12 protein-coding genes and 1 pseudogene are annotated in these 14,543 nt (G+C 67.0%); 1 reads left to right on the top strand and 12 read right to left on the bottom strand.

The window, feature by feature from the left end; all coding sequences use genetic code 11:
- The first annotated feature begins 59 nt into the window (after window positions 1-59).
- Window positions 60-138, top strand: a pseudogene (locus FHT19_RS09840).
- Window positions 139-618: 480 nt separating this feature from the next.
- On the opposite strand, the gene FHT19_RS09845 reads toward FHT19_RS09840, so the two are convergent.
- From FHT19_RS09845 to FHT19_RS09900, 12 genes are all read right to left on the bottom strand, one after another.
- Window positions 619-1,026 (bottom strand): RidA family protein, encoded by a 408-nt coding sequence (locus FHT19_RS09845; RefSeq protein ID WP_169474779.1) that lies wholly within the window; start codon window positions 1,024-1,026, stop codon window positions 619-621.
- Between the two features lie 30 nt (window positions 1,027-1,056).
- Window positions 1,057-1,548 carry a VOC family protein gene (locus tag FHT19_RS09850; protein WP_169474780.1) on the bottom strand — a complete coding sequence of 164 codons (492 nt, stop codon included), beginning with the start codon at window positions 1,546-1,548 and terminating at the stop codon, window positions 1,057-1,059.
- 114 nt (window positions 1,549-1,662) lie between these two features.
- Window positions 1,663-3,075: an FAD-dependent oxidoreductase gene (locus FHT19_RS09855; RefSeq protein WP_169474781.1), complete on the bottom strand. Its 1,413-nt coding sequence runs from the start codon at window positions 3,073-3,075 to the stop codon at window positions 1,663-1,665.
- Complete coding sequence (locus FHT19_RS09860; protein ID WP_169474782.1) at window positions 3,072-3,374, bottom strand: (2Fe-2S)-binding protein; 303 nt, start codon at window positions 3,372-3,374, stop codon at window positions 3,072-3,074. Before FHT19_RS09860 ends, FHT19_RS09855 begins: the two co-directional genes overlap by 4 nt.
- Entirely contained in the window at window positions 3,371-4,594 is a 1,224-nt protein-coding gene (locus FHT19_RS09865) for an FAD-dependent oxidoreductase (RefSeq protein ID WP_169474783.1), read from the bottom strand. Before FHT19_RS09865 ends, FHT19_RS09860 begins: the two co-directional genes overlap by 4 nt.
- Before the next feature lie 2 nt (window positions 4,595-4,596).
- A complete protein-coding gene (locus FHT19_RS09870) occupies window positions 4,597-5,523 on the bottom strand; it encodes a dihydrodipicolinate synthase family protein (protein WP_168555335.1) in 927 nt (308 codons plus the stop codon).
- Window positions 5,524-5,683: 160 nt separating this feature from the next.
- A complete protein-coding gene (locus FHT19_RS09875) occupies window positions 5,684-7,129 on the bottom strand; it encodes a sodium:solute symporter family protein (RefSeq protein ID WP_169474785.1) in 1,446 nt (481 codons plus the stop codon).
- The gene (locus FHT19_RS09880) at window positions 7,126-7,359 is read right to left on the bottom strand and encodes a DUF3311 domain-containing protein (RefSeq protein ID WP_168555337.1); all 234 of its coding nucleotides are present in this window, start codon (window positions 7,357-7,359) and stop codon (window positions 7,126-7,128) included. Before FHT19_RS09880 ends, FHT19_RS09875 begins: the two co-directional genes overlap by 4 nt.
- 111 nt (window positions 7,360-7,470) lie before the next feature.
- Window positions 7,471-8,388, bottom strand: coding sequence for a LysR family transcriptional regulator (locus tag FHT19_RS09885; RefSeq protein ID WP_248290361.1), 918 nt, complete (start codon window positions 8,386-8,388; stop codon window positions 7,471-7,473).
- A gap of 31 nt (window positions 8,389-8,419) precedes the next feature.
- Entirely contained in the window at window positions 8,420-11,005 is a 2,586-nt protein-coding gene (locus FHT19_RS09890; protein ID WP_169474786.1) for a glycoside hydrolase family 3 C-terminal domain-containing protein, read from the bottom strand.
- A 65-nt stretch (window positions 11,006-11,070) separates the two neighbouring features.
- Window positions 11,071-13,323, bottom strand: coding sequence for a TonB-dependent receptor (locus tag FHT19_RS09895; protein WP_169474787.1), 2,253 nt, complete (start codon window positions 13,321-13,323; stop codon window positions 11,071-11,073).
- 282 nt (window positions 13,324-13,605) lie between these two features.
- Window positions 13,606-14,529, bottom strand: a complete 924-nt coding sequence (locus FHT19_RS09900; RefSeq protein ID WP_169474788.1) for a fumarylacetoacetate hydrolase family protein — start codon at window positions 14,527-14,529, stop codon at window positions 13,606-13,608.
- Window positions 14,530-14,543: the final 14 nt, after the last annotated feature.

A 14,543-nucleotide genomic window follows, 5' to 3' on the forward strand; every position in this document is an offset into this window, starting at 1 on the left:
CGGAATCGCCCCAGTTGCGGACATTGTCTTCTCGCCCAATCCAACGATAGAGTAGCCCCGCTAGCGTGACGGAATTGGTAGACGTATCGCAAGAGCGATCCCGGCAACGGGTGGGGGTTCGATCCCCTACCGCTGGCAACTCTCGCCCACTTGCGGACCATCGCCATATCGACGAAAATAGTCCCGATGGATCGTTCCCGCTTGATACACCGGCACGGATGGCGCGGAGCGGCAATCGGCACTCTGATAGCGCTTGCGGCGATCGTGGCTGCGGTTTGGTCAGGGGGAGCAGGTCACGGCTCTTATGTCGCTGCTCGCGCACTTTTCCTGTTCTCTATGCTTCTGACGTTGCGCGAACGGAGCATTGGGCCAATTGGGATCGGCGTGGGTCTGGCTCAGTTTCCGCTGTACGGCACACTGATCGGCAGCGCCATAGCCACAAAAAATTACCGCGCCGTTGGTGTTGCGGCGGCTGCCCACCTCGTTGCCAGTCTCGCCTGTTTTTCGGGAACCCTGAGTGCTTTCGCTTAGTGAACGAATGACCGCTTCCCACCACTTGACGACAAAGGCACCGTCGCCGTGCAACGGTGCCTTCGCGCGCAAGAACAGGGGTTGGCGTTACGCCCGAATGGTGGCGATCGCTTCGATCTCGATCAGGAATTCGGGCATGGCCAGCGCCTGGACGCCGACGATGGTGTTGGCGGCGGGCATGGCACCGCCATAGAACGCGCCCAGTTCGGGACCGATCGCGCCCAGCATCGACACGTCGTAGTTTACCACGAAGGTGCGCAGGCGCAGCACTTGCTCCGGGCCGATGCCCAGCGAGTCCAGCACGGCCTTGATATTGGCCAGCGCCTGGCGCGCCTGAAGGCCCACGTCGCCGACGCCGACGACGGTGTAATCCTTGTCCCAGGCGACCTGCCCGGAGAGATGCACCGTGCCGGTGGCCTCATCCAGAGTGGCATGGGAGAAACCGTATTGCACGCTGGGATAGAGCGTTTCGGGATTGATGCGGGTGCTGGTCATGTCGAATACACTTTCGCGAGGTTGCAACGATCAATCGACCAGTTCGAGCTGGTGGCCCCACGGGTCCTGAATATAGAGGTTCTTCTTGCCGGCGAGCGGGCCTTCACTGATCTCGATCACTTCCATCGGCGTGCAGCCATGAGCAGCGAGATAGCGCGCGGCCTTCTCGACATCGTCGACCTTGAGGCCCAGGTGATGGCCACCCCAGTCGCAGTTGCGCGGCAGCACGGCGCCGCGATCGGCGGGCTTGTCGTATTGCACCAGCTGGAAATTGAGATTGGGCGTCAGCTTGAGCATGATCAGCCGCAGGCAGGCGCCCGGCACGTTGACGTGCGCGGCCATCCAGTCGCGGCCATCGGCGCCCACCGGAATGTCGGCCGCGTCGATCGGCCCCATGCGGAACAGTTCGCTTGCCCCGAGCACGTCGATGTAGAATTTCGCCACGGCATCGGCATCCTGGACCGTCCATGACACATGGTCGGCCTCGATGAAGACGGGACGGTCAAGGGCGGGCTCGGTCATGCGCATCTCCGGGCTGGGAACGGCTGTCAGCCTAAGCCGGGCCGTGTGCGCTGCAATGGCGGGCCTTGAACGAAAATGTTGCGCGCCGCGCAACATCCCGGGCCCGCGTGCCGCTTATGCGGGGCCGTCCAGCATGTCCGCGATCGACACCGCGCGGGCGGGGAAGCGCGCGCGAAACCCGGCGACGTCGCGCTCGGCACAGCCGCGCGCAGCAGCAATGCGGCGGATCAGCGCATGTTCGCAGCTGCGCCCCTGGCACAGGCCCATGCCCGCGCGGCAGCGCAGCTTGATCGCGCTGGCACCATAGGCCTGGCCGAGATGGCCGGCATCGGCAATCGCGGCATCGACCGCGCCGGCGGAAACATCCTCGCAGCGGCACAGCAGCGTTTCGCCCGCTGCCTCGGGCAGAAAGGCACACGGATCGGCAACCGCCCGCAGCAGGTCGATGAAGCCCTGCATCCGCGCGCGGGCGCGGCGCACCTGGCGCATGGCACGCTGCGCCGCCGGCTCGCCCAAGGCGCCGGCATCGCGCGCCATGCCGATCCCGGCCAGGGCGCCCTCTACCATGGCGGCATCGCTGCCCGCCACGCCGGTCGTCTCGCCCGCGACATAAAGACCAGGCACGCTCGCGCGCATCGCATCATCGTGCACGGCTTCCCAGCCGCCGGCCGGACCGGACCAGCGCACCCGTGCGCCGATCTGCCGCACGAGATCGGCTTGCGGCAGGAAACCATAGCATTGGGCAGCAACATCGCAGGCCAGGGCCTCCTCGCCGTGGGTGCCGGCAATCACCACCCGCATCACGCCCTGGTCCGATCCTTCGCAGCGCACGACAGGCGCGCTGAAACGCACCGGCACGCCAGAACGTCGCAGCGCGGCAAGGCCGGCTGCTGCCGCCAGCAGCGGCGCGGGCGTCCACAGCGCGCGGGCCAGATGCGCCAGCGCGGCCTTGGCGATCACGGCAAAGGGCTGGGCAAAGCAGACCGCATCCACCCGTCCGCCCGCCGCCACGATTTGCTGCGCCAGCACGATCATCAGCGGATGGGTGCCGAACAGCACGATACGCTGGCCAGGCAGCACCTGCTGTGCCTTGACCAGGGTCTGCACCGCGCCCGCGCTCATCACGCCGGGCAGCGTCCAGCCCGGCAGCGCCACCGGCATGTCATAGCAGCCCCCCGCCACCAGCACGCGCCGCGCCCGCACGTCGCGCAGGCCCTCGCACCCATCGGACAGGGAAAGGACGAAACCGTCCGCGTCGGGCGCAATGCCCAGCACCGAAACGCCGCCCCGCCAGTGGAGCGCCTTGTCCGCCGCGACGCGCGCGAGCAAGGCGCGCGCCTGGCGGTAGGGCGCACCGTCCAGCCAACCGGCCACCGCGAACGTGGCGGGCGGCTGGCGGAGGATCTGGCCGCCCGGCCGCTGCTGCTCGTCGACGATGCAAGTGGAAAGCCCGGCCGCCAGTGTGCGCTCGGCCGCCGCCAGCCCGGCGGGACCGCCGCCGACGATCGCCACGTCGTAGGCGCTCATGCCGCCGCCTCCGGATCGCGGGTGGTGATGCGCAGGCCCGGCTCGACCGGGACAAGGCACGCCCGCAGCCGGCGCCAGGGCCCGTCTCCGCGCGCGATCCACACGGTGCATTCAGCGCAAGTACCCATGTTGCAGAACATCCCGCGCGGCCGCCCCCCGCGATCGTCGCGAAACCGCCGCGTGTCCGAAGCCAGCACGGCCACCGCGACGGTTTCACCCGGATAGGCGCGCAAAGCGACTCCGTCGATCAGGACCGTGATCGACGCCGGGCGCGCGACATTGTCTTCGATCCGCTTCATGGCAGCACCGCAAAGGCATCGAGGTGGGCAAAGCGGCGCGGCTGGAACAGCGCCAGCGGCCCGGCCCCGATCCCCTGCGCGCTTCCTTGCGCTATCGTCTGCGCGAGCAGGCGCGCCAGCACCGGGCCCAGCGTGAACAGCGAGCCGCCCGCCGCGACGAACAGGCCTGGCGCCGCTGCAATCTCGCCCACGATCGGCAGCTGGTCGGCCGAAATGCAGGTCGTGCCCGTCCAGGTCCGCAGCAGCGCGCGGCGCTTGAGCAGGGGCATGACGCGCGCCGCCACGGCCAGGTTGGCGCGCAGGTTCGCTCTGTCCATAATCGCGGGCTGGTCCAGATCGGGCGTGCCGTCCGCGCGCTTTGCCAGCCGGGAGGCCCAGCCGCCGCCGATCAAAAGGTTGCCGTCCTCGGTCTGCTTCATCGACAGCCGCGCGCCGACATGCTGGATCAGGTAGGGCAACACCGGCTCGGTCCGGTCGGTCACGCTCATCATCAGAGGCGCGGCATAGAGCGGCACGTTGAGCCCGAGCAGCCCGGCCAGGTGCGGCACCCGGTGCCCCGCCGCCAGCAGGACGCGCGGCACCTGGACGGCAAGCGCGCCATCGGGCCCGTCGAGGGTGACACGATAAGTGCCATCGCGCGCCATGGCCATGGCGGTTACCGCCGTGCCGGTGCGGATCTGCGCGCCCTGCGCCTGGGCACCAGCGGCATAGGCATCGACCAGAATGCGTGGATTGGCATGGCCTTCGCTTTCCAGCCAGGCCGCCCCGGCCAGCGCCGGCGAGAGACAGGGTGCCCGCGCGCGCAACTGCGCGGCATCGAGCAGTTGCGTATCGAGGCCCAGCGCGTTCTCGCGCGCCACCTTGAACGCGAGCAGGTCCATGTCCGCTTCGGTTTCGGCCACCATCAGCCCGCCGTGCATGGCCACGTCGAGCGGGCGGCCCAGCAGGTTTTCCAACCCGCGCCATTCCTCGATCGCCAGGCGGTTGAGCGTGACGATGCGCGCGCCGTCGACGGCAGCCTGCTCGCCCTGTTCCAGGAAGCGGCGCTCGATCTGGAAATGCAGCGAGCCGGCGTTCTGCCCCGAAGCGCCGGCATTGGGATGCCCGCGCTCCACCAGCAGGACCTTGAGCCCCAGCCGCGCCAGATGCCAGGCCGAAGCCGCACCGACGAGGCCGCCCCCGACGATCAGGATATCGAAGCTGGTGGGTACGGCCGCCATGGTCAGATCATATCGAGCTTTCGCAGCGTCGCGGCAATGCTTTCGCGATCGGCCTGGCTCACCGCCAGCAGCGGCTTGCGCACCGCGCCGCCGGGCAGGCCCATGGCATCGAGCGCCGCCTTGAGAATGGCGGGGCCCGAACCGAACCGGCCGATCAGGTCTGGCGTGTACCATTCCTCCATCAGCACGCGGTCCTTGCGCCCGCATTCGCGCGCGCCCTCCACGTCGCCGGCCCAGAGCTTGTCGTAGAAGCCGGTCTGGTTGCGCCCCAGCACGCCGCCCGCGCCCATCGTGCCATCGCCGCCGTGGACGCGCAGCATGGTCAGGCCCAGTTCGTCCATCGGGAAGCCGAACACGCGCACCTGCTCGTGCAGCGCAAAGAAGGTTTCGGCAAAATGCGTGAAGCGCGGCGTCGATTGCTTGATCGCCACCACCGCGTCGATCTCGGCCAGGCGGCGCAGCAGATCGAGCGGCATGTCCACGCCCGTGCCCGGCGGCCAGTTGTAGACGCAGATCGGCAGATCGATCGCCGCGCCGATTTCCTCGTAGAAGGCGACGATTTCTTCGCCGCGCGGGCGGATATAGGGCGGCGGCGTGATCAGCACGCCTTCAAAGCCGCAGGTCGCTGCATGCTGGGCATAGGCGATCGTCTCACGCGCGGTGAAGCTGGAACAGCCGGCGATCAGCGGCAGGCGCTTGCCCATCTGCGCGCCGGCCACGGTGAACAGGCGCGCCCGCTCGGCCGGGGTCATGCTGGTCCACTCGCCGGTCGTGCCGGCCAGCACCAAGCCATGCATGCCCTGGTCGACCAGCCATTCGAGCAGCAGGCCGATGCCCTGATCGTCCAGGCCCTCTTCCCCGAGGAACGGCGTCGTGATCGCAGGGATGTACCCCCGCCAGTTGACCCGCGACCGCTTGCTGACTGCCATTCTTGCGTCCTTGTTCCTGACCTGCGCCGCCCCGGCCGAGCTTTTTTGAATCCCGGCTCGGTTGCCCGCTTTCATCACGACCGATGCCAGCGGGTCAGGTTTCCAACAATGGCGCGTATCGGGCGAATGCGTTGCATCGTGCGCAACGTAAGCGAAGCGCTCAGGCGGAGCGCGCAGGAAGTGGCGTGCACAACGAGACGGCCACCGTCACCACGGCATTGGCGATCAGCGCCACCAGCCCCATTTCCCAGTGCGGAAACCACCGGCCGGCCAGCGTTCCCAGCATCGGTACCCACAACACGGCGTAGCCGGTCGCCAGCCCGGCCAGCACCGCCGCCGCGCTGGTCCGGCGCAGCAGGAATGCGCAATAGACCCCCGGCGCCAGCATCCCGATCGCCGCATAGGCAGAGAGCCCGATCTCGACCAGCGAGCCGCCGGCGCCAAGCGTGAGGTAAAGCGCGATGCCGGCAAACCCGATCATCGACAGGCGCGATACCAGCAGTTCGCGGCCCTCGTCCATCGCCGGCACCAGCGGGCGCACGATGTTGCGCCCAAAGATCGCCCCGCAGGTCAGCAGCAGCACGCCGCCCGGAACCAGCGCCAGCAGCGATGCCGTGCCGGCCAGCAGGCCAAGCATCCAGGCCGGATAGCGTTCTCCCACAAAGGCCAGCAGCAGCGCATTGGGATCGCCGCCGGGCGCCTGCGTTCCGGCGAGCAGCGCGGCAAAGCCCAGCAGGATCACGAAAAAGTACGAGAGCGAATAGATCGGCTGGAACACCGCATTGCGGCGGATCGTGTCGCCGCTGTCGGCCGAAAAGCACAGCTGGAACATGTGCGGGAAGATATAAGTCCCCAGCGCCACGTTGATCGCCGAGGTCACCAGCCAGGTGACGTCAAGCCCCAGTTCTGGCTTGAGGCCGGGAAAGCGCACCGCCTGGGGAAAACGCTCCGCCACGGCGCTGAACACGCCTAGGATCGAACGCTCGCCCACCGCGTCCGCGATCGTCGCTGCCAAGGCGATCACCACGATCAGCATGAGCACGTCCTTGACGCCGGCGGCAAAGGCGGCCGAACGCAGCCCGGCCAGGAACACGAACAGCAGCATCAACACGACCGCGACAAGCGCCGCCGCCGCCGGGCTGACTTGCGGCCCGGCGGCAAGCCGCACCACCAGCGACAGCGCGGTCAGCTGAATCTGGACATAGACCACCAGCGCCACCAGCCCGGCAGCGGCGACGCACACGCCCAGCCAGCGCGCACCATAGCGGTGCGCGAAGAAATCCGCCTGCGTCACCAGGCCGTGCCGGCGGCCATAGGCGTGGATCAACGGCGTCAGCCAGTATCCCACCGCCGCCGCCAGCGAAACCGAGCAGAACGCCAGATAGGCCGGCGCGCCATAGGCCCAGGCAAAGCCTGAAATGCCCAGCACCGCGAATGTCGTATAGATTTCGCCGGCATTGAGGAACCAGAACACCAGCGTGCCCAGCTTGCGCCCGCCTAGCGCCCAATCCTCCATGCTGCGCGCGCGTTGCTGCCGGCGGCGGCCGTAGAGCATTGAACCGGCCACGGTGCCGCCCACGATCAGCAGGATCAGCGCCAGGATCATGCGCGTGCCCCGCCCTTGCGATCGATGCGATAGCGCAGCGCCAGCACCAGCGTGGCGAACACGATGCCCGCCATCTGCCAGGCCATGCCGAACGGCAATCCCAGCGGCCGCAGGCTCACCCCGTTGGCCCAGGGCGCTAGGCCGAGCTGCCACACGAAGGGCAGCAAAAGCAGGCAATCGGCTTTGCGCAGGCCGCCATCGGCGTTCGGGTTGTCCACGGAATCTGTCATGCTGGCGGCCCTAGTTGTGTCGCGATCAGCCTGACCAAGGCGGCCGTTGCATTCAATGACGAATTCTGCGCGCAACCGTTGCGATCAAACGAACGTTCGCGCGCCGTCGGTTCAGCGCTCGCGCCGCACCGGCTTGTTCCACTGGCGCAGCTGCGCCTCGATCCGCTTGAGCAGCCGCAGCGGCGCGCCTTCCAGCTGGCGGCCGGAACGCAGGACCAGACTGGTGGTCGTTTCCTCGATCGAATCGTCGGAGATCGGCACGCTCACCATCGTGCCTTCGATCAGTTCCGACCACACCGAAATCTGCGGCAGGATGGCCAGAGCCGTCCCCGCGCGCACCGCGTCCTGCATCACATGGATGGAATTGGAGGTGATCAGCGGCTGGAGATAGACTTTGGAATTGGCTTCGGCGGTGCCCAGGATCTGGCGGATGCGAAAACTCGCCGGCGGCAGGCAGAGCGGCGCGGTCGCCAGCTCGGCAATGGTCACGGTGGATTTCTGGGCAAAGGGATGGTCGGGCCGCATGATTGCCATCAGCGGCTGCGCGATCACCGCGCGCACGTGGATCTTCATGTCGTTGGGGGTGGAAAACACCAGGCCGAAATGCGCCTCGTCATCGGCGATCATGCGCAGGATTTCCTGCGTCGAGCCGGTCAGGATATCCAGTCTGATCTGCGGGTTCTGTTCGGAAAACTGGCTGACCAGTCCGGTGAAGGACTTGCCGGCAAAGCCTTCGCCGATCGCCGCGGTGACGTGGCCGGTGCGCACCGACCGCAGTTCCTCCAGCTTGGAACGCAGCGCCTCGCGATCGGCCAGCTGGTTGCGATAATGCGCGATGACGATCTCGCCCGCATGGGTAAGGCGTACGCCGCGCCGCCCCTTCTCGATCAGCGCCAGGCCATATTGGCTTTCCAGTTGGGCGATCTGCCGGCTGATCGAAGAGGGCGCTACGTTGAGCCGGTCGCCCGCCGCCCGCATCGAGCCGGCATTGAGCGCTTCCAGCAGGTATCGCATTCCGGCTTCGGACAACGCCCTCTCCTTTAATGCCGGCCATAGCAGGTCAGTGCGCGGGATCGAAGTCCCTCACCAGGCGAATGTCCCGCGAGCTCGCGCCCACCGCGATCCGGTACGTCCCCTTGGCCATGCGCCAGTCTTTCGCGGCTTCGTCCCAATAGGACAAGTCACGTGACGCAAGCGGAAACGACACCGTCGCCGCCTCACCCGGTGGCAGCGAGACGCGGGCAAAGCCCTTGAGCTGGCGCGGGGGTTCGCCCGCCGCCGCCGGCATCGCCACATAGAGTTGCGCCACTTCGTCGCCCGCGACGCGCCCGGTGTTGCGCACGTTCACGCGCACCGTCCAGCCCTGCCCGTCGCGCACCAGCGTCAGGCCGGAATAGCCGAACGTGGTGTAGGACAGCCCGTGGCCGAACGGATAGAGCGGCGCGATCCGCTCGGCATCGTACCAGCGATAGCCGACCAGGATGCCTTCGTCATAGCGCGCGGTCGTGCCGATGCCCGGATAGCGCGCGGGCTGGTCGGTGGGGCCATGGGTTTCGTCGGCCGGAAAAGTCACCGGCAGCTTGCCCGACGGATTCGCCTTGCCGGTGAGCAGCGCGGCGATCGCATCAGCGGCCTGCTCGCCGGGATACCAGGCCGCAAGGATGCCGGCGACTTTGTCGCGCCAGGGCATCAGGACGGGGCCCACCGTGTGCAGCACCACCACCGTGTTCGGATTGGCGGCAGCAACGGCCTCGATCAGCGCATCCTGGTCGCCCGGCAGCCGCAGGTCGGTGCGGTCCGCCCCTTCGGAGACGTGATCGGCGACGAACACCACCGCCACCTGCGCCTGCTTCGCGGCTGCGACGGCTTCGTCGATCAGCGTGCTGTCGGGCGCCTGCCAGCCCAGCCGCACTTCGTTGGCCGAAAGCGTCGGCGCGTTGGAATAGGCGAGGTCGAGCGCAACGGGCTTGCCCGCTTCCAGCCAGACAGTGCCGTGGGTGACGAGGCGGAAGCTCTGCTTGGGAATGGTGACGACGCGCTGGCCGTCGATGGTCAGCGCCATTTCGCCCCCGCCGTTCAGCGAAAAGCGATAAGTGCCGGTGCGCCGCGGGATGAAGCGCGCAGTCCAGCGCGCCGACCACAGCGCCGGCAGCCCGGCAACGCCCGCCTTGGGGCCTGCCTCGGCATAGTCGATCGTTGCTTCCTTGCGGGTGACGACCGGCTGCCCGCTCCAGTCCGGCGACGCGTAATAGCGCGCGGTCAGGTCGTGAAACGCGCTGGCCGGCATGGCCGGCAGCGGCGCAATGCCCAGAGTGCCACGGGCATAACGCACCGCAACGCGCGGTCCCAGCGCCGCTTTGAGCGCATCGAGCGGCGCGCGCACCCCGCCGATGTCCTCGGTCTTGACGAAACCGCCATAGCGTTCGGAGGTCTGCACATTGGCGCCGGCATCGTCTCCGATCACCGCCACGCTCGCGACTCTCCCCGGCCGCAGCGGCAAGATCCCGCGCGCGTTGCGCAGCAGGACGGTGCCTTCCTCGGCGATCCGCTCCGACAGCGCCAGATGCGCCGGATCGCGCACGTCGGCATTGGCATTGCCGGTTACCGGCCGATCGACCAGGCCCAGGCGGAACATCGGCGTGACGATCCGCGCCACCATGCCGTCGATGTCTGCCTGGATGATGGCACCGCGCGCGCGTGCCGCCTTGAGTTCCTTCACGCCGTAGAATTCGGCGAAGCCGAACGGGCTCACCCCGCCCGGCATCGAGATATCCAGCCCGGCCTTGACCGCCGCCACCGTGCTGCGATGGGCAAAGTACCAGTCCGCTACCACGAAGCCGTCAAAGCCCCAGGTCTTGAGCTGGCCCAGCGTTGCGGGGTTTTCGCAGGCATAGCGGCCATTGACGCGGTTGTAGGCGCACATGATGGAGCCGGCCCTGGCCGACTTCACCACGGACTCGAACGCCGGGAAATAGATTTCGTGCAACGCCCGCTCGGGCACCAGCGCGTCGGTCGCTGCATAGGCCGGGCCGTCGCCCAGGCGCAGCCATTCCTGGTTGTTGGCCACGAAGTGCTTGGGCGTGGCGATCACGCCCACGGACTGGATACCGGCGGTGATCGCACTGCCCAGCTGGCCGGCCAGATAGGGATCCTCGCTCAAGGTTTCGGCCAGGCGGCCCCACTTGGGCGTGCGGATGATATTGATCGTGGGCGCGAGGACGACATTGCGCCCTTTCCCGGCATGCTCGGTGCCCAGCGCCTGGCCATAGGCCTGCATCAAGGCGCGATCGAACGTCGCTGCACCCATCACCGGCGCGGGAAACTGGGTCACGCCTTTCATGCCGTTGCCAACGCCCGCCGGCCCATCGCCCATACACAGGCTCGGCAGGCCCAGCCGGGCAATGCCGCTGATATGCCCGACACAGGCATTGACGCCCGTGCCATTGGCATCGAGTTCGGTATCGCCCTGGAGCAGCCGCAGCTTCTCCTCGTCCGTCATTGCCGCAACCACCAGCGCGGCCCGCTCTTGCGGCGTGCGGGTAGCGTCCAGCCAAGGCCGATCCCCGCCGCCACCCTCTGCCGCCGCCCACGCGGGCGACGCGCAAAGCGCAGCACTGAGAATGGTACGGGCGATCCCGGAAAGCATGGCTTTCCGGGATCGGGCAACCAACTGCGACCCGTAGGGAGAGAACGGGGTGGTTGCCGCCATGGTCAGAACTTGACCATGGCCGAAAGGCTGACGGTGCGGGGACGATTGGTATAGTATCCCAGCGGATAGACGCCCGGGACGATCTCGTTGAAGTTGATCGTCGTCTGGTCGTTGAACAGGTTCGTGACGTTGAGGTTGACCGACCAGGGCCCCTTGTTGACGCCGGCGCGCAGCCCCACCAGCCAATAGGAGGGCAGCGTCTGGTAGTTGCTGATCGTCGAATTGAACTTCGTGGCCGTCGAACCCTGGTAGCTGGCATCGGCACCGACCGACCCCATCAGGCCTGAAGCGTCGATCGGCGCGGTATAGGCAATGCTGGCCGAACCCGTCACTTCCGGCACATAAGGGATGCGGTCCCCCTTGCGGCCGGTGCTCGCCACGGGATTGTCCCGTGCCAGCTTGGCCGTGTTGTAATTGCCCGACAGGTTGATTTCCAGGCCGTGGATCGGATGCGCCTCCAGCGTCATTTCGAAGCCCTTGACCGTGGCCTTGCCGCCGTTGCCGGTGTATCCGAAGGAAACCGTCCCGTCCGTCGCTTGCTCCGAAACCTGGATGTTCGTCCAATCGATGTAATAGACAGCACCGTTCAGGAACAGCTTGCGATCCAGCAGCGTGCTCTTCACGCCCCATTCGTAGCTCCACAACGAGTCCGAGCCATAGCCATCGGGGATCACCACGTTGGCCAGCGCGGCAGCGGTCTGGTCGTTGGTGCCGCCCGAACGATAGCCCTGGGCGATCTGGATATAGGTGTTGATCTGGCTGCTCAGCTTGTAGGCCAGGTTGAAGCGGCCGATCAGGCCGTTGTCCTTGGTGTGGAGCACGGGGCCAGCGCCCGCGCCGGTGCCGCCGCCGAACGCGACATTGGCCACCGAGACCTGCTCCAGCTTGAAATCGAACAGGCGGCCGCCGGCGGTGAACGTCAGGCCGGGCACGAATTCATAGCTCGCTTCGCCGAACAGCGCGCGTTCCTTGATGCGCGCATCGACCGTGCGATCAAGGAACTCGCCCGCGTTGGCCGGAATGTTGCCGGTCGAGTCCGCTTTGGGCCAGGCGCTGTGGTAAAAGCGGTTTTCGTTCTGGAAGAACCCGCCGACCAGGATCTGGAACGGCCCGTCGAAGCTGGAGGCGAAGCGCAGCTCGCCACTGTCCACCCGGCGGTGCTTGTCCTGCTTGAGCGCGCTGAGACCGGTGGTGCCATAGGGCAGGCCCAGGAACGCCTGCGCCGCCAGCGAGGCATCGCGCACGAAGCTGGTGTCGCGCACGAAGCGCGATACGGTGCCGGTGAAGGTGCCGAACGGCTGCTTGTAGTTGACCGTCGCGTTGTAGATCTCGCTCTGGTCGCCATAGGGCGCGCGCACCTGGTCGGCCTGGTAATTGGCGGGCAGCGCATTGCCGTCGTAATCGAGCTTGTTGTAGTAGTTCTTCGCGTCCTGGTGCACGTCCTGGTACATCGCCATCAGGTCGACGGTCAGGTCGGGCGTCGCCTGCAGCCGCGCGGAAAGGCGGCCGGCCTTGCTCTTTTCGGCGTTGGCGCCTTTCTGAAAGCGGTTGTCGATCCAGCCGGGCAGATCGGCATAGAAGCCGGAGGCCCGCACCGCGAAGACGCCCGGCACGATCGGCAGGTTGACCGCGCCATCGGTCTGGAGGCCCAGCGAGGCGCCCTTGGTGGCGCGCAGCGCGGACTGGGCATAGCCGCTCACTGCGTCGACGTCAGCCTTGGTGGTGATGTAGCGGATCGTGCCGGCCATCGAGGACGCGCCGAACGTCGTGCCCTGCGGGCCCTTGAGCACTTCGACCCGGCTGATATCGAACAGCTTGATGTCGGGCGCCTGGCCGCCGCCGTCCTGCGAATTCTCGCCGGTGATTACCGTCTCGTCGAGATAGAGCCCCACGGTGCTCGCCCCGGCGGAGTTGATACCGCGGATCACATAGCGCTTATCGCCCGGACCTTCGTCCTGGACCGAGAGCGCAGGCACCGCATGATAGAAATCGGCAAAGTCGATCGCGCCCTTTTCCTTGAGGGCTTCGCCACCCAACGCCTGGACCGCGATCGGCGTATTCTGGATGGTGGTTGACGTGCGCTTGGAGGCGGTGACGACGATGTCGCCGCCGGTGCTTTCGGTCGCGCCGGCGGCTGCGTCCTGCGCCAGGGCGGGCGTCGCGCCCAGTATGCAACATGGCACGCAACACAAGGCGGTGCCGGCCAGGAAACCGGAAACGGACAGCGTGCGCGACCTGCTCTGCTTGATGCTCATGGAATCCCTTTCCAGATTTTATGCTTTTACCCGGCGCGACAGCAAGTGTCCCCACATTCACCGGACAGGGCAAAGCTCCCATGCGCGCGCTTGCGCTTCAATGCAGGCCAATCGCGAACTTCGTTGCGAACAGAGCAACGCACTCTGGGCCTCAGTTGCCGCCATAGGTGCGCCGTGCCACGTCTTTTTCCAAAACGGGCTCCATTCGCGCCGCAATACCGGCGTCACAAAAAAGAAGGGGGCCAAAGCCCCCTCCCCTTGCGCGATTCTGGTGGAAAGGCTTCAGGCCTTGACCACCGGATGGCGCAGCGTGCCGATGCCTTCGACCGTGGCGACGATCGTGTCGCCTGGCCAGACCCACTCCTGCGGGTCCATCCCGGCGCCCACGCCCGCCGGCGTCCCGGTGGCGATGATGTCCCCGGGCTCCAGCGTGATGCCCTGGCTGATGTCGGCCACCAGCTCGTCCACCTTGAACAGCATGTAGGCGGTGTTGCTGCGCTGCTTTTCCACGCCATTGACGGTCAGCCACAGGTCCAGCGTCTGCGGATCGGGAATCTCGTCGGCCGTCACGATCACCGGCCCCATCGGCGCATAAGTATCCTGGCCCTTGGAATAGATCCACTGGCCGGCGCGGCGATTGTCGCGCGCGCTCATGTCGATGCACACGGTGTAGCCGAACACGTGGGCCAGCGCGTTCTCGCGCGCCACGCCCTTGGCGCGGGTGCCGATCACGGCGGCCAGTTCCACTTCCCAATCCAGCTGCTGCGTGATGGCGCCATCGTGGCGGATCGGTTCGCCCGGCGCGATGACGGCCGTCGGCGGCTTGGAAAAGATCACCGGCTGGCGCGGCAACTCGGGCGAGGTATCGAGCGACTTGGCGCTTTCGGCGACGTGCTCGGTATAGTTGAGCCCGATACCAAAGATGTTCTTGCGCGGGCGCGGAATGGGCGCAAGCAGCGTGACGTTGACGAACGGGATGGCCGTGCCCAGTGGAAACAGACCGTCGGCCTCGGCAATCAGCTTGCTCGCCAGGGCCACCGCCTGCGGACCGAGGTCGATGAATTCCAGCATGGTCGCGGGAAAGGGCACGCCCATTTCCGCGCCGAACGCTTCGAGATCGAGGACATGTTCGCCGCCTTGGGCCGAGACGAGCGCGCCGAGGCGGGCTTCGGCTTCGACATGGGCGCGATAGGTTACAAGACGCATGGGAAATCTCCCTG

This window comes from Novosphingobium sp. SG919 (genome assembly GCF_012932495.1).
GTDB lineage: Bacteria > Pseudomonadota > Alphaproteobacteria > Sphingomonadales > Sphingomonadaceae > Novosphingobium > Novosphingobium rhizosphaerae.